At 54.4% G+C, this 23619-nt stretch carries 15 protein-coding genes and 2 pseudogenes; 12 read left to right on the forward strand and 5 right to left on the reverse strand.

All coding sequences use genetic code 11. From position 1 onward, the window contains the following. Positions 1–4 precede the first annotated feature (4 nt). The 5 genes from LOY51_RS13230 (at position 5) to LOY51_RS13250 (ending at position 8782) form a co-directional block, all read left to right on the forward strand. Positions 5–2458: a UvrD-helicase domain-containing protein gene (locus LOY51_RS13230; protein ID WP_258646523.1), complete on the forward strand. Its 2454-nt coding sequence runs from the start codon at positions 5–7 to the stop codon at positions 2456–2458. Positions 2459–2626: 168 nt separating this feature from the next. After that, a complete protein-coding gene (locus tag LOY51_RS13235; protein ID WP_258646525.1) occupies positions 2627–6433 on the forward strand; it encodes a YobI family P-loop NTPase in 3807 nt (1268 codons plus the stop codon). A gap of 83 nt (positions 6434–6516) precedes the next feature. Further along, on the forward strand, positions 6517–6726 hold the full coding sequence (locus LOY51_RS13240; RefSeq protein ID WP_258646526.1) for a hypothetical protein: 210 nt from the start codon (positions 6517–6519) through the stop codon (positions 6724–6726). 529 nt (positions 6727–7255) lie between these two features. Continuing rightward, positions 7256–7672 (forward strand): hypothetical protein, encoded by a 417-nt coding sequence (locus LOY51_RS13245; RefSeq protein WP_258646528.1) that lies wholly within the window; start codon positions 7256–7258, stop codon positions 7670–7672. A gap of 228 nt (positions 7673–7900) precedes the next feature. Further along, the gene (locus LOY51_RS13250; protein ID WP_258646530.1) at positions 7901–8782 is read left to right on the forward strand and encodes a hypothetical protein; all 882 of its coding nucleotides are present in this window, start codon (positions 7901–7903) and stop codon (positions 8780–8782) included. A 337-nt stretch (positions 8783–9119) separates the two neighbouring features. Here the strand turns inward: LOY51_RS13250 and LOY51_RS13255 are convergent, their stop codons facing one another. Then, positions 9120–9935 (reverse strand): hypothetical protein, encoded by an 816-nt coding sequence (locus LOY51_RS13255; RefSeq protein ID WP_258646531.1) that lies wholly within the window; start codon positions 9933–9935, stop codon positions 9120–9122. A 355-nt stretch (positions 9936–10290) separates the two neighbouring features. Here LOY51_RS13255 and LOY51_RS13260 point away from each other — a divergent pair, with 355 nt between their 5' ends. Both LOY51_RS13260 and LOY51_RS13265 read left to right on the forward strand, forming a co-directional pair. Further along, entirely contained in the window at positions 10291–10536 is a 246-nt protein-coding gene (locus LOY51_RS13260) for a hypothetical protein (RefSeq protein WP_258646533.1), read from the forward strand. A gap of 441 nt (positions 10537–10977) precedes the next feature. Beyond that, positions 10978–11301 (forward strand): annotated as a pseudogene (locus LOY51_RS13265) (GntR family transcriptional regulator); the annotation flags it as partial. An 89-nt stretch (positions 11302–11390) separates the two neighbouring features. Here the strand turns inward: LOY51_RS13265 and LOY51_RS13270 are convergent. Beyond that, positions 11391–12329, reverse strand: coding sequence for a tyrosine-type recombinase/integrase (locus LOY51_RS13270; protein WP_258646535.1), 939 nt, complete (start codon positions 12327–12329; stop codon positions 11391–11393). Between the two features lie 208 nt (positions 12330–12537). Between LOY51_RS13270 and LOY51_RS13275 the strand changes: the two genes are divergently transcribed. Continuing rightward, the gene (locus LOY51_RS13275) at positions 12538–13530 is read left to right on the forward strand and encodes a DNA-binding protein (RefSeq protein ID WP_258646537.1); all 993 of its coding nucleotides are present in this window, start codon (positions 12538–12540) and stop codon (positions 13528–13530) included. A gap of 622 nt (positions 13531–14152) precedes the next feature. Here the strand turns inward: LOY51_RS13275 and LOY51_RS13280 are convergent. Further along, positions 14153–14323 carry a hypothetical protein gene (locus LOY51_RS13280; protein ID WP_258646538.1) on the reverse strand — a complete coding sequence of 57 codons (171 nt, stop codon included), beginning with the start codon at positions 14321–14323 and terminating at the stop codon, positions 14153–14155. A gap of 523 nt (positions 14324–14846) precedes the next feature. Here LOY51_RS13280 and LOY51_RS13285 point away from each other — a divergent pair. The 4 genes and pseudogenes from LOY51_RS13285 to LOY51_RS13300 form a co-directional block, all read left to right on the forward strand. Further along, positions 14847–16031 carry an ABC-three component system protein gene (locus LOY51_RS13285; protein WP_258646539.1) on the forward strand — a complete coding sequence of 395 codons (1185 nt, stop codon included), beginning with the start codon at positions 14847–14849 and terminating at the stop codon, positions 16029–16031. Between the two features lie 96 nt (positions 16032–16127). Next, the gene (locus LOY51_RS13290; RefSeq protein ID WP_258646540.1) at positions 16128–16640 is read left to right on the forward strand and encodes a three component ABC system middle component; all 513 of its coding nucleotides are present in this window, start codon (positions 16128–16130) and stop codon (positions 16638–16640) included. Beyond that, a complete protein-coding gene (locus tag LOY51_RS13295; RefSeq protein WP_258646541.1) occupies positions 16640–18616 on the forward strand; it encodes a DUF3732 domain-containing protein in 1977 nt (658 codons plus the stop codon). Before LOY51_RS13290 ends, LOY51_RS13295 begins: the two co-directional genes overlap by 1 nt. A 313-nt stretch (positions 18617–18929) precedes the next feature. Beyond that, a pseudogene (locus LOY51_RS13300) lies at positions 18930–19582 on the forward strand (IS66 family transposase); the annotation flags it as partial. Positions 19583–19860: 278 nt separating this feature from the next. Here the strand turns inward: LOY51_RS13300 and LOY51_RS13305 are convergent. Both LOY51_RS13305 and LOY51_RS13310 read right to left on the reverse strand, forming a co-directional pair. Beyond that, positions 19861–21540: a UvrD-helicase domain-containing protein gene (locus LOY51_RS13305; RefSeq protein ID WP_258646542.1), complete on the reverse strand. Its 1680-nt coding sequence runs from the start codon at positions 21538–21540 to the stop codon at positions 19861–19863. Beyond that, positions 21537–23468, reverse strand: a complete 1932-nt coding sequence (locus LOY51_RS13310; RefSeq protein WP_258646543.1) for an ATP-dependent nuclease — start codon at positions 23466–23468, stop codon at positions 21537–21539. The genes LOY51_RS13305 and LOY51_RS13310 overlap by 4 nt, the downstream gene beginning before the upstream one ends. Positions 23469–23619 lie beyond the last annotated feature (151 nt).

Below are 23619 nucleotides of genomic sequence, written 5' to 3' on the forward strand. Positions count from 1 at the left end.
GATCATGGCCTGGCTGAAAGAGGTTGATCAGGTCGTAGTAACTGCAGATGTCGAGCATCGATGGCTAACGCACGATATGCAGCAGGAGCTCCTTTCGAAAAGGGATGCCCTGGGGATCGACGCTGCGAAGCTCAAAGCCTTGTTCGATTCTCCTGTCATCCAGGCGGCGATGGGGGATAACAAGCCGCGAGTGCAAGGGCGGTTGCGGCAATGGTCTCAGGATTGGCCTGAGCAATGGAAAGCTCGAAACCAGGTTCACATGATCCGCGAGCTGGATGCATGTTCGCACCTGCTCGATCACGTCGAGTCCCGGGAGCTCAATGATGAGCAAGCAAAAGCCGTGGTCTGCTTTGACAACCGGGTTCAGCTTATTGCCTCCGCAGGCTCTGGCAAGACCTCAACGATGGTTGCCAAGGCGATTTACGCAGTTCATCGCGGTTTCGTAGCCCCATCCGAGATCATCATGCTGGCTTTCAACAAGGATGCCGCACAGGAGCTGCAGGAAAGGGGCGCCCAGTCACTCGCAAGGCTTGGCATGGCCGGAGTCACGATCAACGCACTGACGTTCCACTCCCTTGGCCTCAAAATCATCGGCGGCGCGACGGGCAAGAAGCCTAGTGTTCCCAAGTGGGCTATCAAGGCGGATCTTGCGCTGGAGAAGCTTGGGGTGATCGTCGACACGCTTAAGGACAGTTCAGATGAGTTCCGCACCAAGTGGGATCTTTTCCGCCTGGTCTTCGGGCGGGATCACTCCACCGCACCATTAAGAGATGTGGCGGAGGCTTTCGACCGAGGAGGGGAGGCTCGACTGATCACGCTCAATGGTGAGCATGTCGCAAGCCAGGAGGAGCGATTGATTGCCAACTGGTTGTTCTACAACGGCGTGGAGTACGTCTATGAGCGTCCCTACGAGCACGATACTGCAACCGCCGAGCACCGGCAGTACGTGCCCGACTTTTACTACCCACAGCTAAATCTCTATCACGAGCATTTCGCCTTCGACGCAGACGGCCAAGCGCCTGCACATTTTGAGAATTATGCGGAAGGCGCCGACTGGAAGCGGAAGACACATGCAACCTACGGCACCCAGCTGATCGAATCGACCTCCCATCAATTGCGAACGGGTGAGATCTTCGAGCACCTCTCACAAGAGCTGGCATCGCGTGGTGTTGTACTAGATCCAAACCCCGACCGCCCGATCCCTGATTCCGGCTTGGTGCCCCTGGATCACATTGACCTGGTGAAGGTGCTCCGAGCGTTCATTTCGCACTATAAGAGCAACAGCCTGACGGCGGACAACCTGCAAGAACGCTATGACGCTCTCCCGCTCAGCGTCTTCAAGTTCCGGTACAAGATGTTCCTGGAGCTCGCGATCCCGGTAATCGAAGGGTGGGATGCCGCCTTGAAAGCAGATGGCGGTATTGATTTTGAGGACATGATCAACATGGCTGCAGACTGCCTTGAGCGTGGGTACCAGTCGCCGTATCGCCTGGTCATGGCCGACGAGTACCAGGATGCATCACGCGCGCGGGCGCGACTCTGCCGGGCCTTGGTTCAGGAGCCCCACAGCCACTTGTTCGCTGTAGGTGATGACTGGCAGTCGATCAACCGATTCGCCGGCGCTGATGTCAGTGTCATGACAGGGTTCGTCGACTGGTACGGCCACGGTGAGGTATTCCGATTAGTGAAGACTTACAGATGTCCTCAGGGCATCTGCGATGCGTCCAGTCAGTTTGTGGTCAAAAATCCGGCTCAATTGCAGAAGACGGTGATTTCTGTGACGGAGCCTGTAGGCCCAGCTTTTCAGGCATTTCAATTATCCAGCAGGGATCAGGTTCGGGATGGCCTGCGACAGTACCTGGATGGCCTTTACAAGCAGCTCTCGACCGGTGTGATTCCTGGTGCCAGTGGGCGGCTGATATCGGTCTTCGTGCTTGGACGGTACAAGTCAGATGCGCAGTTCATCCCTGAAGGATGGGAGCAGCGCTATGGCAACCAGCTCGAAATCAGATTCAAAACCATCCACACCTCAAAAGGTGACCAGGCCGACTACGTTCTGATTCCTGGGATGATGGTTGGAGGGTTCCCGAGCCTGAAAGGTGACGATCCGGTCTTTGGTCTGGTCATGCCTGAAGGCGACACGTACCTGTATGGCGAGGAACGCCGACTTTTCTACGTGGCGTTGACGCGAGCGCGTAGGTCAGTCGCCATGTTTACCGTGACGGCCAGAAACTCCCCGTTCCTGACCGAACTGGTGAAGGACGGTGTGGTGATGGTTACGGACATCAAGGGTGAACCCATTCGGGAAGAACGATGCCCGGCCTGTCAACATGGTGTCGTGCTTCAGCGCACCGGCCAGTTCGGCGATTTCAAATCCTGCTCCGGCTTCCCTCGTTGCAAATACAAACCCGAAAAGCCCAGGCGCCAAGGCAGCCTGCAGAAAAAATTCACTCGATAGCGCTGAGGTGTAGGCAACAACCAGGCCTGCTCCTGGATAGCGCTAAGCCTTCAGATGTGGCATATAGCCGCTACTGAGGTGCGCCGCGGTCACATTGTGGCTACGTCGCATAAATATGAAAGCGAGTGCGGCAAGGCTGTACGGCAGGCCAGGAACCAGGATCAGGACATGCTAGGGAAAATCGTACGCGGCGCCAGCCGTTGTTGGTGGGCGCTCGTCGCCGGTGGACGGGCAACCCGGCGATCTTTCACGGCTTGGCGTAGTGAGGATGGACTCTTTTTCGAGCCGTTGACTCCGGTGCTTGTGGAAGACGACAGAGCGGCACGGTATGAGCGCGAACTCTTGCGAGCGCTACAGAACGATGAAGTGCTCAACATCGCAATCACCGGCGGCTATGGGGCAGGGAAGAGCAGCGTCCTGAAGACGTTTTTCGAACACCATCGCAGCTTCAAACACACTTTCGTATCGCTGGCCACGTTCACCAAGGCGAACGCGCCTACAGCTGTTTCGGTGAAGCCGCTTGATGAAGCGCCTGGGTCTCCAACGCCCGAATTAGCTTCGCCGGCACCGGTTGCGGGCGGTTCCGATACGACAGCCAGTGACGACCTGATCAACCGGATCGAAGAGACGATCGTCCAGCAGCTCCTTTACGCGGTACAAGCTAAGCAGCTACCCAAGACACGGCTCAAGCGCATTTCTCACGCGTCAACGCTGCGCGTTTGTTGGCGTACCCTGTGCGTCACAGTGATCGGATTCGCCGCATTGCGCCTGGCGGTACCGAAGTTGCAGACCCTCTCCGAGGTAGCAAAGGATTGGGCATTGAAAGGGCTGATGTGGCTGCCCGAACTCATCGCCCTTGGTGTCGTAGTGGCAGGCGGTGTGTGGGCCCTGTATTCAGGCTTGAAGCTTCTCTCGCTCTTCAGCATCGATGGCCTGACGCTCAAGGGGGGTAAGCTTGAGGCAACTCATCATGGTTCGGTACTGCACAAGAACATCGACGAAATCATTTACTGCTTCGAGCGCAGCGACATCGACGTCGTGGTGATCGAGGATCTGGATAGGTTCGACATCCAGGAGATCTTCTTCAGGCTGCGCGAGATCAACTTCATCATCCGCCAGTCTCCCCAGGTCAAGCGTCCTATCCATTTCATCTATGCGCTGCGGGATGAGATGTTCACCGTCACAGACAAGACAAAGTTTTTCGACCTGATCATTCCCATCATCCCTGTGGTGAACTCGGAAAACTCCCGTGAAAAACTGGTCGAGCTGCTGGGCCAACGACATATGGGTGGTCAGCCGCTGAATGCAGGCCTCACGCCCAAACTGATCGAGACCGTGGGGTATCACATCGACGAGATGCGGCTCATCAAGAACATCGTGAACGAGTTCGACATCTACGCAAACATTCTCGCGAATGACGGCTTGCCGCTTGATCCGAACAAGCTCTTTGCGATGGTGGCGTTGAGGAATCTTCATCCAGATGTGTACTCGGATCTACTCAAGCGCAAAGGTGTGGTCTACCAAGTCATAGAAGGCTATCCCGCATGGGTCAAAGCTGAAATCCGGCGTCACCAGGCTGCCATCGCTGAGTTGAAACAACGCCGAGAGGAGCGAGAGGCGGAAGTCGCCAGTGACATTGCGAGCCTTCGTGCATGTGTCTGGTTTGAGTTAATCCGCAAGGGATCCCTCCACCACGCCACTAACCTGTGGCTGGAAGACCGCACAGAGATCTCCTTGAGGGACTTTGTCTCAGACAGCGTCTTTGAACGCGTAGTCAGTCAGCGATCCGTCTATCCCTACGTGAATTCCAGATCGTTAGGATATGAGAAAGGTGAACCGCTCACCCCCAAGGCGGTTGTACAGGAGCTTTCATATCCAGAGCGTGTCAAAGGCCTTGAGGTATCCCTCGACGAGATTGATGACGAAATCAGCGTCATCCAAGCAAAAATCACCGGGCTTAAGACCATGCCGTTCCGGCAGGCGTGCAGCGGTAACTATGGAGAGTCATTTGGCACCTGGCTTCAAGGCTATGAGCTGATCACCTTCCTGCTTCGCCGAGGCAATCTGGACACCGATTACACTGACTACCTCGGCTTTTTCTACGAAGGCTCACTGACCCAGTCGGACAAAATGCTCACCATGGCCCTTGCTCGGGGCGAAACGCTTGACGTTGGTTCGCCTATCCGAAACCCCGAGCGCGTAGCGAGCAAGCTCGATTTCGACTCGATCGACAAGGGGAAAGGGCTGTTGGTGCATTTAGTGGCCGAGCTTGTTCGCCCCCGGCATGATGACGCCCAGTCCAGGGAAGAAAAGCTCTCGGTAATAATCAAGTGCAGCTTTCAGCACTTGGCGCGCCTGGCAGAGGTGGTCGAACTGCTGCCGGATGATGCGAAGACTGGGTTCATCAGGGCTCTGTTCAAACATCATCCCAACGTCATCAATGAGCTCGTCGCCTACGACAAGTCGAATCTGGTGCGCGAAGACTTGGTGATCATCGTGTTGGACAGTCTGATGGCTGACCAGGTCAAACAGCTTGAAGGGCGCAGCGACACGCTCTTCAAAACCATCAACGATCTGCGCGATGTTTCGAAGCTGATTCCCGGATTGGCCTCGAATCAGATGGGGTGGGCTTGGCTCAGAGCGAGGCCCGCGCAGTTCTGGAATGTCAGCGAAACATGCACCGTTGACGAGCTCAGAGCGCTGGTGGAGTGGGGGTGCCTGAAGCCTACATTGCGGATGTTGGAGCTGCTATGCAGCACCCTGGAGCCTGGCACCGAACCAGTCATGGTTTCGCATCATCAGCTTACCCAGTTAGAGCTCGTGGGCTTCGATCAACTCATCGGGCAATCTGCCTCCGAATACGTGTATGAGCTGCTGAGTCAGGAGGGCACCCTACCTGAAACGGAGAGCTCACTGGTTGATCTGTTTGCATTGGTGGACGGTACCAAAGACATGGAGACGCTTCAGCTAGCGGTCTTCAAACACACCGACTGCTTGATCACGGATCTTGAAAAGCTTCCTCATGCACTTTGGTTGCCGGCCCTGAAGTCTGAGCGCCTGTGCAACCTCGGGGATGCGGTTTGGACATTCTTCAATAGCGTCATCATAGGCACTGGAAACGCGTCGTCGTCCCAGGCAGAGCGACCAGATCTCGGTCAGTCTGCTGTTCCGAGCTTCTTGGATTTCGTCACGCGCCATTCAGCAAGCCTGGCCAAAGAACTTTGGAGCGGCGACAGAGATGAGGAATTGCAAACGTTCATCATCCAGCAAGAGCAGGTCACCAATGACACCCTGAAGGCCCTGTTCTCGCCGATCGTCCTGTCGCCTTCCGTGATGTTGAAGAGCACCGTCCCGACGAGCCGGTGGCACTGTTTCTCCAACGCCTCCTTCGTCCCATACAGCTCAGAAATCAGGCAGCTTTTCGCCCAGAATGATCCCGCCTTGGAGGCGCGTTATGTTGCCTACCATTGGCGGGACGCACGTGACACGCTCAGCCTTTCTAGCTTGCCCATTGGCTTGGTTACAGCCCTCAGCCGCTCAGGTGTTGCATCTTTGGTCGACACCATGACGATGTGGCAGGGCATCACCGCAGAGATGTTCAGCAGTTGGGAGGGCTCGGTTGTAGAGCTGGCCAACGCTTGCGTTCGCGCAAACAGGGAGCAAGCCACATTCCCGGGCAGCTACCTGCCTGTGATCCGGCATTGTCTTTCGGATGTCTCGTTGAGCCCTTCGCAGCGGACAGACATGGTCATCCAGGCGTTGCAGATGAATTGTGCTTGGACTGACGTGGCCCAGGTGCTCCCTCTGTTGGGAGAGGAGCATGTCGAGCTCGTTGGGAAGAAGCGTGCACACCTTCCGCCGTCCTCAGACGTAAGACGGCTGGTCGAGGCCCTGAAGCGTCGTGGGTTTGTAGGGGTTGTGAGGTATGAGGCCAAGCGTACGGTCGTTTTCAACAAACGAAGCCAAATGGCCTAACCTGAAATTGGCCTGGACGGGCGAACCGCAGATTTGGCTGCCGGCGCCGTTCAGGCATCAGGAGTAGAGAGCTGGAGCGGATCATGAAACGAGACTTTCTAAAGATCTACGTGGACAGCCAACCGCTATCTCAGCAAGCTGTGGATGCCCTTAGGCGATATCACGAGGCCATGACAGCCGAACTTCCAGCAGAGGAGATCGAGCGTTTGCGAACTGAAGCTGAGGCCCTTTTTCAGGCCGTATCTGATTACCAACTGAGGGCGATGGGTATGCCATCTCCGACACTGCAATGATGTTGCTCAGAAACCTGATTTTGAGATGCTACAGGGACGTAATAGGGTGAAGGGGATGGTGGTCTTGTTGGGCTTGAAAACGAGATGGCCAGCCCTCTGCCTGTCACTGCTTATGTCAGGGCACGCCGTTGCGGGCGGCGATGTTCACGTCAGGGGCTATTACAGGAGCAACGGCACCTACGTGCAGCCTCATTACCGCTCTGCGCCTGACGGTGTGTTTTCTAACAACTGGACTACGTTGGGCAACGTGAATCCATACACAGGTGAGGCTGGGCATCTGGCGGCTCCGCCTGCGCATAATGGGCAAGCCTCTGAGCAAGTGCCTGCTGATACCGACCGATCACCCACTCGTCCCGTGCGATCCGCTGCTCCCACGAATGCCCTAGTTGCACCCAAATCGTCTGTTTCTCCAACAGTGGGCAGTGAACGCTCACACTCCAGCACAACCGGATCCGTCGGTACTTCCAGTAGAACGGTCGTTGCAAAACCACATGAATCAACGAAATCTCGGACTCATGTGCAACCAGTAGTGCTGGGAAATTACCAAGTCGAAGCCTCCCAGCAAATCGCCAATCGGATTCGCGCACTCGGGTATACCGTTGATCCCAAGGGGATGTCGCTTTCCGACCTTCTTGATGTCGAGAGTCGACTACGGACTACCCAAAGGCTGAAAGCTCTGGGGTATGACGCCAACTGGAAAGCATCATCATTGAATACGATGCTGGACGTTGAATCACGCATCCTGGCCGCTCGCCGCTTGCGTTCGCTTGGGCACAACGTTGATTGGCAGCAGCGCACGTTGATGCAGATGATTGATGAAGAGTCGAGGATTACGAGCAGCCAGCGGCTTGCTCGAAAGGGGATTTTGATAGATTGGCGCCAGCATTCGCTGACCGATCTGCTGCGGCTCGAAATGAGTACTGCTGCTGCGAAGCCTGGGTACTGAACTGTAGTACAGCAGACCTTTTTCAGCTTAGTGCAACGACGAATCTGTCATGAGCAGATCGAAAAATTCGAAACTGAAGTGTTCGTCTCCCCAGCAAGAAATTTCGGATTTTTGTATTGACTCGCTTGCAGTTTTGTTCGGCTTTGCATCGGTTTAGATGAGGATAGCGGTTGATATTCTAAGCAGTAACTGCCAAAATTGAAATTTTTAATTTGCAGGCAAATAGATATGCCCCGCCATCTTGTTCTCGATCAAAACTATTTGCGTTTTGAAGGTTTGATTAATCTCATCGTAGCTGAGCCTGACGCAATATTTATTCTACCAGATGTGGCACTGATAGAAATGTGCAAAGGTGAAAGTTGGCGCCATGTGATGCGCTCATCATTGGCTGAAATATCAAAAATCCCTAATAAAGTAAAACTCTCTCTCTGTGTTGGTGAGGCGCTCCGAAAAGAGCTTGCTACCTTTAATAGCATCGAGGGGCTATTGTTACCAGGGGAATTCGATAGCTTTAAGGAAAGCTTGTTGATGGATGTAGCCGAAGGCAAGAGCTCTCCAATGGGCCTCGACTCCATCGCCGTATCTATTGAAAGCGCTCAGAAAGATTTTCGTAATGACGAGCTAAATCACGAAAAAAACCATGAAACATATCTCCAGCTAAATGCGTTGATTAAAAAGAGTCTTGGCGCCAAACTCATAAAGGCGCTGCGCAATCGTATGGTCTCTGAGGATGCGCGTCTTACCATCATCTGCGAAATCGCCCAAAAGCTTTTTCATGATTTTCTTCTGGCGAAAGGCCTATCGAAGCAGCGAGCATTTGCGTTTATTGGTCAAAAGCCTCTTTTGTACCGATTTTATATTTTGCGAGTACAACAGGACATCGAGTGGATTAGAGAGGGCGGATTAGAAAGCCAACCAGCAGCGAGGATTACAAATAACTTGATGGATCTGGATTACGTCCTTGTTGGATCGTTCTTTGACGCTCTACTATCACGAGATGGTCGAGTAGTGGATGCCGACCGAGATCTAAGAGACTGTCTGTCTATGGCAATATCTTCGCGCCTGGATCATCCATTGGATCTTGATCGATTCCTTTCGTCCGAAGAGTAATCAGGGCAGAGAGAGTGCAGCTCTAATGGGTTTCCCGTTTCGTTCAGAGTGACCCATTGAGCACTACAACACGGTCTATTCAACAACTAAGCGCCGGTTTCGAGTGACGGCGGAATAGTGCGACCCGGCTGGCCGGCGGATCGCTAGGCCGTGAAGTATTTCTAGAATTGCAGGCTCTGAGGCAGTGGTAAGAGGGCTGTGGCGCAAATGCGCCACATGGTTGAACTTACCTATCCCATATTGCAGTAAGCCAGCTACAACCTCATGGATATATTGTTATTCAGGGTTAGAGGCGCCTTTGACAATACTCGCTGCATTATATGGCTTTGGAGTGGCATTATCCAATGCTAGCGCCCGCATTCTCAACCTCACTTTCAAAAGCCAGGGTCAACTCCAGAGCCAGGTCATAGCCTTCCTCCGCGAGTTTCTCAATGGCCGTATGAGTATCGCGGTCAATGGTTAGCTGCGCAGGATTTCCATGAACGACCTGAGAGCGCACATCATAGAGCTCGTAAAACTTGCGAGCTTTACGACTACCCAAGTACTTTTTTACCAGCCGTTTGCAGGCCTTTGAAATCGATTCGCGCTTAGCATCGTCCAATAATTTTTTCAGCATGTCGCTGAGTTCCAGTGAGCACTTTATCTCCTGAATTTTTCCACCTAGAGCATCGAGAGCATCCACAACATTTTGCTCTACAACGCCTCTGGTACAGAGGATCTCTACTGCGGTCATCGACAAAATCAGCTTCGATCTAGCATGTGGTGCGGCTAAAGCCAGGCCTAGTACTGTCAGTGCTTCTAGTGTGCGCACGGTACCAAAGTTGAACTCAGAGTCGGGAAGGGTTATGTCACTCAGTGTTTTGAGATCGAGTGCCAATGGCGCCGGCACTGCCGCAGGCCAGTGAGTACGCCTAGACGTCTCATACACTTGGGGCTGATAGCTGATTGGTGTAAAATTGGCCTTTCTAAAAAAATCACCTATGGACAGAGTGGCCATTCGCTGGTCATCATTGAAAGAAATCCAGTCTTGATGTGGGACTTTTAGCTTTAACAAGGTAATTTTAAGCTTTACCATCATCCCGACCAATTCAAACTCGGCCTCTTTCTCGTCTGAGTAGCCGTCCGACGAGATGAGAAATATATCACTGGCCATTCGCTTAACCGTTACGCGTTTACTGCAGGATTCGAATATCTCCTGAGGGGTTGAAATGTCTAGGGCGTGATCGGTCAACTTAACCGCAAATGAATAGGTGTACACTCCGATCCCTCAAGGCCGTAAGTCTAAAGAATTCCATGTCGAACTGACATTCGGCGGATATATAACATGGTGCACCGAGTTTAGCCAGAGATACCGTCAGCGGACGGGAAGCTATGAGGATTAAGCTTAGTGATGGCGAGCGTACATTTTTAGATACGGTTACATACCAGTTGATACCGAGTAGCTGCCTGGCGAGACGTATGACCCTCTGCTAGCTTTTGGCCACAACCAACGTCCAGGAGTGGGCAAGATGCAGGCGCAGGTGGATATCCGTTCATGGCTTCTTAAGCAAAATGACTGGCTTAAGGAAGCAGCAGACCGGCTGCTGAAGAAGGGCGAAATTGATGCACTCGATGTCGCGGATCTCACCGCGCTGATCAAAACACCAGCCGGGAGTAAGCCGTCATCACATCGCGAGTTTACCGAGTTGAGTCATCGCCATACCGTCCAGGATGAGCTGAGGCTCATCCAGATTGGCGGGGTTGCGGGCATCTAGAACCTAGAGCCTCGCAGGCCTCTGGAGTTCGGCTCGCACAATCTCTCTGTTATCTATGGTCACAACGGATCAGGAAAATCCAGCTACACCCGCATCCTGAAAAAGCTTTCAGGAAAACCCAGAGCCGCTGAGCTCAAAACCAACGTCTTTAAAACGGCCCCTCCAGCGAGTAGGTGCCAGGTCACCTCTGAGCTGAACGGCCAACAAAGCGCGCACGAATGGCACGTTGGCCAGCCCCTGATCGAAGCGCTGCGCAATATCGACATTTTTGACAGCGACGAGGCGAGCCACTACCTGACAGCTGAAAGCGCTGCCACCTATATCCCGTCTGTCGTCGGCTTATTCGAAAAGCTCGCCGTCGTCGTAGAGCAGGTGAGGGAAGCCCTAACAACCGAGCAATCCAAGCTGGCTACAGCATTGCCCCAGATGCCAGCCATCTATGAGTATCACGACATCAACAGGCGACTCCATCAGACAATTATCGACGCGAGCGGCAATGAGGCGGTGGCGATGGCTCTCGCTAGGAACTCACAGATGCCTTTCGCGTCGGTGAGCGCCCTAGTTGTCGACCGTGAAAATCTGCACCAGGAGTATCGAAGATTCAATTTCGCGCACATGCAGCGCCATGATGCCGTGGAAGCCATGTTGCTGGGCCAAGGAGGAAGGGCAGAGTCAATTATGCGAGAGCATACGAATGTTACTTTACGCTATGCACGACTGATGACCATCGAACATGGAACAGGTCAGCGGTTGAGCCCTGGTTGACGAGCGTGATCGCCAGACCAAGGCTACGCGCATCAATGAGGAGAACGGGTGCGTGCAGTGAGACGCGCGTCTGCATAACCACCCGCTGTTCACCCCTCCAGCTTCCTGATGAGTCCGCAGAATTGCTGGGCCGGCTCCACATAGCGAAGCGCTGATTTCATATCGCTCCAGCCCACGTACTCCATGAGAGTCTTGATATCCCACCCTGAACTCGCTGCCCAGGTAGCGAATCCTCGCCGGATCGAGTGAGCACTGTAGATCTCGGAGGGCAAGCCACACCTATTCAAGGTGTCGCGGAGGAGAGGAATAAGGCTGTGGGCCGCGATCGGGCGATTGCTGATGTTGCCCCAGCGATCAATCCCCCTGAACACCCCGCCACGAGTGAGGCCAGCAGCTTCGATCCAGTTCAAGTACGCCTCGACCGGGCACAGCTTGCTCAGTGATGGTGTCTTGTACTCGCGGCCAGTGTTGTGTCGGTCTCCTTTGGAAGACCCCAGGTAGAACCTGATCCCTACGTATCGCTCCGCATGCGTATTCTCGATCGTGAGCCTAGCCAGTTCGTCCCCGCGGAATCCCCTCCAAAAGCCAATGGTGAGCAAAGCGATGTCGCGGGTCGCCTTGAGAAGGGCCGCCATGTTGCCGGCGGCTCTTGCCTGAACAGCCTCATCCTCTAGGTGCGCCACTGCTTTTTCGAGGTGCAATAACGCCAGAGGAGCTGCTTGCTTTTGCTGCACGGGGTGTACCGCCCGGATGCCCTTCAGCAACTGCCTGACTTTGGGGGCTTTGGTGGGGTCGGGGAAGCCGTTGCTTTGGTGCCAGTTCGCGAGCGCAGCCAGGCGTTGCTTGAGCGTGCTCAGCGCCAGCTGGTCGGCGTACTCCGCGATATAGCGCACAACGGACTCAGTGGTGGTAGGCAGGAAGCCGCCCCAGGTGACTTCGTAGTGGGAAAGGGCGGCCGCATAGCTCTTCGACGTGTTCTGGCGAACGCTCGCCTCCAAGTACCTATCTGCCTTGCTGACCTTATCCACCACGTCATTTCCTCGTTTTCAGTCTTCGGTGGCTAGCTCTGGCCATTTGTACCGCCTTCCAGGCCATTTTACCCCCGTTCTAAGAGCTGGCAAGCCATAACTCTTGATTATGTCTTGCCAATATTATAGGTAGGCAATGGCTTTTTACGTGATAAAGTGGCACGTAATTACATGAAACGTAAAACAGTACGAAATCGTAGGAGGGATCATGGCTAGAGGCGGTATTAACTTGGCGCTTGTGCGCAAAGCTCGTGAAGCGCTGATTGCCCGAGGCCAGAATACAAGCATCGACGCGATTCGGATAGAACTTGGAAATACCGGCTCAAAGACGACAATTCAGCGCTATTTGAAGGAAATAGAGACGCATGACCCTCGGCCATCCGCTTCTCCTTCGAGGCTAAGCGATGAGCTGACTGAGCTAGTGGGCAAGATGCTGGAGCGTTTGTTGGAGGAAGGTAACGAGGCGCTGGCGCATGAACGGGCCTCCTTTGATCTTGAGCGCCAAGCGATGAAGCAGGAGGTCGGTACACTTCAAAGTCAGCTAGACCAGGCGAAAGACGAGATCGCCACGCTGCAGTCAGCTATGCAAGCGCAGGATGAAGAGCTCAAAACGACTCACTCCTCGCTGCAGGCCGAGCTCACACGCAACGCCAGGCTCAGCCAGAGCTGCATTGATCTAGAGGTTCGAGTTGGTGAAAAGGATGCGCAGATCCAGTCCTTGGAGCAAAAGCATGCGCATGCCCGGGAGGCCCTCGAACACTATCGCGCTTCGGTCAAGGAGCAGCGAGACCAGGATCTGAGCCGCCATGAGTCCCAGGTCTATCAAATGCAGCAGGAGCTGACCGTCCTTCAGCAAACGCTCATGGTCAAGCAGGAGGAAATCTCCCGATTGATCCGGGATAACGAGCGTTTCATTGCCGAGAGTCGCCAACAGGCCAAAGAGAACTCGTACCATCGCGAGGCCCTCGAACGTCTACGGGGTGACCTGGGCATTGCCAATGCAGCTACTGCCCGTGCGGAAGGAGCCAAGGAACTGCTCGCTAGCCAGTTGGAAGCCAAATCTAAAGAGGCCGGTGACGCTCAGTCGGAGGTTGCAGCCGCGAAGCTGAGGGAGGAGGGTCTGGTACATAAGCTCGCCAGCGCAGAAGCAGAACTCGCAGCGTTGGGTTCATCGAGCGAAGCGGATGGCTCACAGGCTTAGTACTGATAGCCTTCAACCTTTAGTGCAACGTGAGTACATTTGTACTCCTTCGATTTTTCGTAGCTCATGATCCGAGCCTAGTGGTACCCGTCCGAAACCAGCGCCAGCCATACTCTCAAACTTCAGGCGTACGGGTACCTGCACATCGCCACCGCAGGTGCCATCTGCACAAAAATTTTTAGAGTGCAGGGTTGTATTTGCAAGCAAAGCGAAGGTGGCGGCGAAGCCGCCAAAAAGGCGATCTCCCTACAGGCCCCGTTCCTGCAACCTCATCGTGACATCATCCAGAGCAAGAACAAAACCGAAAAACACAAGCATATGGCGTCTCCAGAACCCTGTCAGTACGTCATTCCAGAGGGTGGCTTCGATCGCCGCTTTTTCTTTTGCTCTCAAATATTAAAAGCTCCGTCTCGCTCAAGATTTTTCAAGGGGGAGGGGTGGCACTTTATTTTTCTAGCGTGACGCGGATCACACTATTCACCCCGTAAGGCCCATTTTCCGCCAAGCGGATAGTGCTGGAGAACAGTTCAACCGTGATGCTGTTCGCCTGGGGCTGGGTCGCAAGATGAGTGCCCCGCTGGCCAGCCATAGACGGCGAGGAACCAGGGGAGGGTGACGCCAATCAGCTTTCGGATGCCATGCGATCTGATTCCCGCATAGCCTCCAAGAGGGCTTCGAGGCCATCTAGCAGGCGTTGATCTTCTCGTGCATCACCCGTATCCGGTTGGAACGTTTGGCAATGCCGCATCAAGGCATCAAAATCATTGCGGTTCAGGTCGAACTCAATAAACATCTAAATCCTCCAGGCTTCCACTTCAGCTACGGCCAGTATAAATGACTACCCGCCGCGACTTGCTTTCGAGCACAGCTTTCGCCCGACGGTTAGGAGCGGACAGGTTTGAACACGAGTGTAGAAACGGCTGTGTGGGCACGGGCTTTCGAGCGCTATGGCGCTGAACTTGGACGCATGCTCGACGCCGCGATCAGCAGCTATAAGAGAACGCCGGGCCTTGAATCGCCGTCTCGAAGCACTCCGCACCTTAATCCAGGTTGAAGGAGCATTAACCCTCATGGTGGAGGGCGAGGCTGCGACCATGGAGTACAAGTGTACTCCTGCTTTCAAGTAACCCTATGCGCTTGAGATTGCCGGTTTATCCAGCGTCCCAAGTGCGTTAACATCCTGCGCAATGATGGCAATATAGAATCTCTGTGGCGGCCTCGCCCTCGCATGGATTCTGCGTGCACGCATACAGAGGTTCCGCCGAGCTTTACCTTATGTACAGCCGGTGCGAGCTCTAATAGCAGAGCAGGGATGAATGAATGTGATTGGCTCGGAATCAAACCCAGTACCAACTCAGGCCCCTCAACTTAAGTCCAGCCGGCCGGGGTCTTTCTTGGGATTCTCCCTGCAGTCCACCCGGATGTGCCTGCACCTGTGCGACGCCCCACAGGGCTCTTACGTTGCACTGGAGGTCTTTGATGATACGGATGTCCACCATGCCGACGGTTCTGGCTTACTTGAGCAGGCCAAAAGCGGCTTGGTTACCAACCCCATCAGCAATTTTTCTGTCGACTTATGGAAGACCTTCGCCAATTGGATCGATGTCATTGAGGCGGGCCTGATCGACTTGAGCAAAACCCGCTTCCGCCTGTACGTCCTGCAGAAGAAAGACGGCGAGTTTGCCAACCATCTCCACTTCGCCCACACGAGGGGGCTAGTTGATCGAGTCGTGCAGGACATCCGCGATGCCTATGAGGCGGAAAAGCCCGAGCAGTGCAAACCCTACATTGAAAAATTTCTCGCCTACGATGAAGCGAAGCGGGCTGACCTTGTCATGGCCTTCGAGCTGGAAACAGGAAATGACGATCTGATTGGCAGGATTTCGAATCACTTCGCGCTCACCGTTCCAGATGACAGGCTTGAAGACGCCTGCAACGTTGCCATTGGCTGGGTCAAAAACAACTCCGATGCACTAATCGCTGCAAGGCAGTACCCTGCGCTGTCGCGAAACACTTTCAAAGACTACATGTCGACGTTCGTTAGTCGAAGCACCCTGAACCTCCTGAAGACCTATACCGTTCCTGCGCCTTCCGATGACGTAATCGAGGAGTGCCGCCCCTTGGCTTTGACATTGCTTCGTCAGCTAGACCTTATTGACAAGGCAGGGGATGGGTTCGAAGCAGTATCAGATTTCTTGCAGTCCAAAACGAACAAGGTTCGATGGGGCGAGAAAGGCCTAGTGTGCGACCAGGATTTCGAGGCATTCCGCAAAACTCTATTCAACAAATGGGAGCTTCTGAATAAGAAGACAAACATGACCTATCCCAGCGCTTCAGAACTGGATAAAGGACAGCTGTTGAAAATGGAGTGCATGGATATATCCGAGCCTCTAGATGGCACCGAATCCCCAAGGTTCTTCGTGCGCGGAACCTATCAGGAGTTCGCCAACGTGAAGAAGATTGGCTGGCATCCTCGCTACCTGGATCTGCTCGAAGATTGATGAAAGCTTCTGGAACCCGTCAATAAATACTATAACCGCTGGCCGCCCGGCTCCATCTGGAGGCATGCGGCTTGGCTTTGAAACAGGTTGGCCAGGATGGAAACCCCTGAATTCAAAATGTCTCCTCGGATCAACGACGAGATTTACTTGGTGCAAAATCCTGCCCTTGGGGCGGTTCTTATGTGGGAGTTCGTCAAAGGGTATAAACGGCAATGCACGGGCGCAGGCCCATCGCTACCGTTCCTGTTTCTCGTATTGCCGATCATCTTCAGTGAGCCTCTACGGACGATCATTGGCAAGACCAATTCAACCTCAGGGTTACGGCTCTTCGCCGCCAAGTTCTCCAAGGAGCAGGAGTTATTGCTATCCATCCAGCGCCGCATGCTGGCGCTGAGACGAACATCGCTTAGCAGCGTGAGCATCGCACTGGACAGTGGCCTGTTAACTCTCGACTGCACCACTGCAGTCGTCAATTACAGCACCAAGCGATACCCGCCCAACATCCCTGACACGGTAAGAGAGCTAGGCAAACACGCAGACAAGCTTGGTGGTTGGTGTGGAGCGCTTTCCATCCAGGAAGTCCAGACCGCCCTACGGATAGGTTTTTGATGAAACTGCAAATTGAAAAACTGATTTTGTGGCCAAAAAATGGTCGCCAGTACCGTGAAGTGAAATTTACACCAGGTGCTGTGAACGTCATCAGCGGCTCGTCTAAGGCGGGCAAGTCAGCGGTCATTCCTATTATCGACTACTGCCTCGCTTCAGAGAAATGTGCGATTCCTGTGGGCACGATCAGGAACACTTGTGCATGGTTTGGACTGCTGGTTGACACGGATGAGGGCATGAAGCTGTTCGCGAGATCCGAGCCGGGCCGCCAGCGCTCCACCGATGATATGTTCGTGCTAGAGGGGCAGAGCATTGCTATCCCAGCCAGGATCGAACGAAAAAACTCCAACCGCAACATCGTTAAAGAGATCCTGAATCGACTGTCAGGCCTGCCGAACATCGGTTTCGGTGAAGATGTCAAATTCGGATTCAAGAACCGGCCAAGCTTCCGAGACTTGATGGCGTTCACCTTTCAGCCGCAGAACATCGTCGCCAATCCGGATGTCCTTTTCTATAAGGCAGACACGACCGGCCACCGGGAAAAACTGAAGGACATCTTTCCCTTCATTCTAGGTGCTGTCACGCCCCAGACACTGCTGGCGTCTTGGGAAATGAAGGATCTGGAGCGCAGACAAAAGCAGCTTCGGTCGGAAATCAAGACACTGGCCGACGCGTCAGCTCGGCTCCGGGGAGAAGCCAATAGCTGGTACTTCCGAGCGCGTGAATATGGCCTGGTTGGCATCGACTCGGTGCTTTCCGAGGAATGGCCTGTTGCCGTCGAACAGCTCGCCGCAATTTTGATGAAAACCTCAAGGGATGCTCAACCAAAACTAGAGACCATCCAGGCCTCGATCACCACGATTGGAGAGCTCAAGACCAGGGAAGAAATTATTGCCGCGAATCTATTTGCAGGTCGCCAGAAGCTAAATCAGCTGAGCGGACTGCAGAAAGATGCTGACGCCTACGTTTCTGCCCTAGAAACCATGAAGGATCGCCTGTCTCTCTCGACATGGCTCAAGGGCTTGGTGAAAAAAGAAAATGTGACACCTATCGGTGCACTCGTGTCCCCAACCCTGTCGGCATCGGTTGAGCTGGACGCGCTATGCGAGGCCCTCAGCAGCATCGAAGACAGTGCGCGCGTCGCACCGGTAGTTCCCGTATCGATCGAGAGCGAAATGCTACGGCTCCGAAACGCGATGAACGAGGACTCAGATGAACTTGATGCCATCCGCAAAGAAATCAGAGCGATTGAGTTGGTCGACGCGCAAGCCAAAGGACAAGCGTTACGCGAAGCAGACATTGACCGATACCTGGGAAGGCTTGAAGAGGCAGTCAAAAACTACAAAGAGGCTCAATTCGATAGCACCTTAGCCGGCGAGTTGGAGAAGGTGGACAAGCGTATGGCGGAGCTTGCGCCACTCGTATCCGTGGATTTGATCAGAGCGAACACCCGTAAAATCCTGGATTCCTTGAGTGCTTATTGCGCGAAAATCACCCCGTCTCTTGATGCTGAGTGGAAGGACGCAAGGATTGGGCTGTCGATCACGGACTTGGCCATCAAGGTGCGCCATGATGGCCGTGATGACTTCCTTTGGGAGATTGGTAGTGGTGCGAACTGGCTCGCCTACCATGTGGCCATGCTCCTCGCGCTGCAGAAGCTATTCATGGCCAAGAAATCGGTCGAGCACCCAGTCCCGCATTTCCTAGTATTCGACCAGCCCAGTCAGGTCTACTTCCCGGTAAAACGTGCCGCGCAGGTCGAAGAAGAGCATGAGCTCAATGATGAAGACCGGATCGCGGTTCGTAAGGTTTTCAAAGCTTTCGCAGATGCTGTCAACTCTTCCGAAGGACGGTTGCAAATCATTGTGCTCGACCATGCTGACGATGGTGTTTGGGGCAAGATTCCAGGAGTAGTTCCGACCGAAGAATGGCGAGACACCAAGCTGGTGCCTGATTGGTTCAGCCTTCCGTCTGAGTAAAACCTCGGACGCTATACGCGACGCCTTGCAGGCGGGCTGTGCAGGCTCAACTCGCTTGCAAAGCCTCCTCAAGCGCCTCCAAAGTAAGCGTCCGGCAACCACACCTTTCTGAAGCTACTGCCGAAGGCCGTGGTGTCCACCTAAACTAAGTGGACACCAGTTCTGGCCCTTCAAGCGGATTTCTCATGACCCCTCAGCGTCATACCTCTTCAAAGCCCAGGCCATTCAGGAGTGCGCCGAGCCTGGCGCCTCCATCGCAAATATCGGCTTGGGCTACAGCCTCAATGCCCACCTTTTTCACAAGTGGATGACGCCGTTGCCGCCCCAGTTCCCACGTACCGTCATTCGTCACGAGCCGGAGAACACCGAATGTGCATGCGGCTGCCAACTCCAGCGCATTGTCGAAGACGTCAGCGAGAAACTGGATTACACGCCGGGCGTTTTCACCGTAAAGCAGCACGTGCGTGGAAGGTGGGCCTGCCGCCAGTGCGAAACACTGATCCAGGCGTGCCCACCTAAGTGATCGATAAGGGCATACCCAGTGCCTGGCTGCTTGCACATGTGATGGTGGCCAAGTTCTCCGACCACTTGCCGTTGTACCGGCAAGAAAAGATCTTTGGCCGATCAGGCTTCGCCATCCCGCGCTCAACAATGGCTCAGTGGGTAGGGCCAACCGGCGTGCAGCTCCAGCCCTTGGTGGGCGCCGGGCGAGAAGAAAATGCACCGCGCCTATGTCTGGTCTTACTGCACCTGCGCCAGAAATTAGCGGTGCCTGTTGCAGAGAAACTGCACGAGTGGATGCTGGCTCAGCGAGAGCTGGTGCCCGGGGGCTCAGCCACTGCCAAGGCACTGGATTACAGCTTAAAACGTTGGGTGGCGCTGACGCGCTACATGCATCATGGTGCTGTACCCATCGACAACAATTCTGTCGAAAACACGATCAGGCCATGGGCGCTCGGTCGCTCCAGGCGGGCACGCTGGCATGGAGTAGTAGCCGCCAGCCGGAAGTCGCCTACATCTAAATCTCCAGGCGGGCCGATGCTGATTTTTCAGCGGGCCAACGGCATAGGGCGAGGGGGAAGTTGTCCACGTGTAGGTCTGATCTGAGGCGAGCATCGGGTGGGGACAAGCCAATCAAGATGGGGTCACTGGACGCTTACTGCCTTGCGTCAGCCACACCGCTCTGTACGCCATTCCGAATCCACCTTTTAGTTGAGGGCGGCGCATCTTAGCCATGACGTACATCACTGCTCGTTTTGCGAATGCGGTAGTCGCCCAGTGAGATGCCTTGTCACATGGGAAACGAACTCAGCATGCGGGCTGCGATTCTCCGTCCAGCGACCTGCGTTCTTGGGTTTAGGTCGGTAATCTGCCGTTGTGATCAACAGTCGTGCCTTGGCTCGTGAGACACCCACGAAATAGACGCAACGCTCCTCCGCGAGCTTGCCCCAGAACGCCTGGGTCTCCACGCCGAGAATGATGACCGTGTGAAATTCAAGCCCTTTACTCTTGTGGATCGTAAGAAAACGTACCGCCTGGTCGTCAGAAAGCCGAGCGAGTGCACCGGGAATAGTCTTCTCGGTAGCGAGCAACGCATCGACCCGATTTCTGATGTCGCGAACGACTTCATGCAACCGTGGCTTCGACTCGTAGTCTCCTGAGAGTGCAGTCAGAGTTGGATATCCTACGTCCCTCAGGAAGCTGCTTGTCAGTGTCCACCAGTCCTCATACGGGGAGGATGTCTTGCAAGCGGCCCTAACCTGACGTACATGACTGCGGTAGGTCGTTTCAAACAACCTATGGAGGTGGTCACGACTGGCCTCTTCGTAGGGTGTGAACAAGTCCATCAGACGTGCCCATGCATCCGATTGGCCTTTTCCATAAAGGCAGGTGAGGTAGTCGATCACCAGCCGCGCTGCCGGCTCTTTCAGCAAGTCCTGTAACTCGCTGTCGTTCCTGGATGCGATCCCATGGTTGCCGAGTTCAGCCATCAGCGCCGAGCCATAGTCCTCTACCTGGCGCGGCATGAGTACCGCGATTTCACGTGGTGGCACTCCCGCTTTAATCCAATGGCGAATGCTGTCAGCCAATACCTTCGCTTCTTGAGAGGAGTGCTGGAAATGAGCAGCCAAGATCTCTCCCTCATCGCCCGAGATCAGCTCCGCCGGCGTTACTGCCGCTGGATCAATTTCTCGGATGATTTCATTCTGAACACGCAGCAGATTGGGCTTTGATCGAAAGTTCGCGTAGAGGTGGAGGGGAAGGGCATTGAACTCAGTCGCGTATGTTTTGAAGATACCCTCCAGCGCTCCGGCCCACCCCATGATCATTTGCTTACGATCCCCGACCGCGGTGAGGTAGATCCCTTTGTCGAAAAAGAGCAGCTTGATGAGTTCGTATTGATCTGCAGTGCAGTCTTGGAACTCGTCCAGGAAAACATGCGCATAGGTTTTGCGAATTGCGTTTCGTGCGACTTCGCTACGGTGAATGATCTTGATGGCGAGGGGCAGCAGTTGCTTGAAAGTGATCTGCTTGCCCGGGATGGCCTCGGTACCGATAGAGTAATCCGGGCTCAAGCCTTCCTCTGCAAGAACGGGGAGGAATTTATCGATGATCCGTTTCGCGAAGCCATGGAATGTCACACTGTCGAATCGCGATGCGAAGCTCCAGCCACAGCGAAGCTGAATCCTCTCTTGCAGGTTACGGCTGGCATCTGTCTTGAACGACACCGCCAGGATTCGCTTGGGGAACCGGCAGCTATTGGTTCGGAGAAGATAATCAGCACGCTGCGCGAGCACTTCGGTCTTGCCAGCACCAGGCCCCGCAGTGAGAAGGATCGACCGATCAAGCTCGCGAACTACGCTCCATGCATTTTTTTCCAGGCGCACACCGGGAGACGGAACCCATTGATCATGAGAAATCACTCGGGCGATTCCTCAAGCTTGGCTTTGACCCTGTCCGCCAACCGATTCAGTGACGGTGGCAGCGAGGCCAACAGCTCCGCGTCAGTGAGCTTGCCCAGGGCATCCAAATGAGCTGCTGGCTTACTGCTTAGCTTGAACAGACTGTGATAGGCCGAGAAAAGCTGCTGCTCATCAGGAGCATACTGACCTGGGTTGAAGTGACACTTGCCGAGTACAGCTAAATGATCGTGCTGTGTCGGAGGTGATAGCACAGCAACGAAGGCATCGGGAAATGCTTTGAGCATCGCGAAATCAAGGTCTAGGGGCTCCGAGAAAAAGACGTCTCTGTTCTCTAACTCCTCGAACAAGCTGCTTCGGGTTTCGCTGCCATTGTCGAACCAGTGGTGTGTTCTTACAGGCCGCTCAGCATCATCCCAGGAATGATAGGCCCACCCATCAGGGATGCTACGTGCGGGATCGAATAGGTCAAGCTGCTTACGAACATAGTTTACGCGCCCCCAGCCGCCTTGATGACGACCCACATCAAGGTCGAGCAGGGTGATGTGAGGTGTACCTAGCGCGTTCAATAGCCGCCAGAAATGATTTACGTGGCGACCGCCCAGAGGAGCAATGGCAACTGCGTATTCGTCGACAGGTGCCCCCTTGGCTTGAAGGATACGAGGCAACACGATTTCTTCACTGTCGCCTTCACCAAGCACCACCAGGCGGGCGAAATAGAGTTCGGGAAACGCCTGTACGGCCTCCCTAACGAACTTGTACGCGTCACTACGCTTGTCGGGCAGCACAATGGTGGATACGTTCGTTTCTCGCTTGGCATTCAGACGCAGGTACCTAATTTGGTCAGGCTCCACCCGCCTCAGCATCGAGGGGGCCTGAGTCGCAATCAATGCTTGAGCGTCTACCCCAACGGAGGATTTCAAGGAGCTCACGATCCGTCCGAGATAATGCGGAGACAAGCTGTTCTCGGGTTCCTCAACCGCCAGAATCGTATAGGCGGACGGCTTCAGTTTGAGCGGATCAAAGGAGGTGTTCTTTCCTGATCTGACCTCGCGGCCAATGCTGAGAGACGTAAGCACCAGCGAGAGGTATAGCATCGACTTTTGGCCATCACTCAGCCTTGCGTAATCCACGTGGCTCTCACCGTGCCCAGGAGTAAAGGAAATCGAAAGGTGCCGCAGGATGGCCTCGATTTCAGAGTTCGCGAAGGTGAGGGATGGATTCGCGAAGAAGTCGCCCTTGTGAAGACGTTGCCATGCGCCGCTAAGGCTAGCGCTCAAGGTTTTGATCGACTCGTTTTCCGACAAGCACTCTGTGATTTGCTCAGTGAGTTGCTTGATTGAGTCCCGGTCATCACTCCAATTGACGGCACGAAGGAGGCGGCCTAATAGGGCGCTGGCGCCATATGCAACATGGTCTGCGGGATCCCGGCGTGCCGGTAGATAGTGCACGTGTATCTCGTCCCGTTCACGCTTCGCAACTGGTTTTAGCGTAGTGGGTTGCCCATACTCGTCCATGCGGGTCACGTAGAGTAAACGCTCTTCTACCTCGCCATCAGGGTGCAAAACGCCTTCCAGGCGATAGCGAATGCGGGGAACACCATCAGCCGTCTGCAGGGTCATCTGCGAGAAGAAAGGCGGTACCGTATCGTCGTCCTCATCATCCAGCGTTTCGTCGAACGTGAAATCCGCTTCGATCCAAAGCGAGCGTTGAGCAGGTACCTCCTGCTCGGTTAACGGAACATGGAAATCTGCTCGACGGAGGCGACGCAGACCTGGTTCGAAGCCAAACATCCGTGCCAAAGCCTGCAGTGTCGCCGTCTTCCCTGCACCATTGGGCCCTAAAAGGTATGTGACGCCCTCGAAGGTGATCTCCGTAACTTCCTGGCCAAATGACTGAAAACCGCTTACCCGCAGACTGCAAAGCTTCATGTAGTGATTCCTTTCGGTTCCTCCTAATGGTTCGCTCTGACTCACGAAAACTGGGGTGAGGAGGTGGCACCGTGCCGCTACAAGATACGACATGCAATGCGTGGGTGACTAGGCAAGGCTCAGCCTTGAAGGAATCGGGCCAATACCTGCT

The sequence above is a fragment of the Pseudomonas sichuanensis genome, assembly GCF_024749065.1.
GTDB lineage: Bacteria > Pseudomonadota > Gammaproteobacteria > Pseudomonadales > Pseudomonadaceae > Aquipseudomonas > Aquipseudomonas sichuanensis.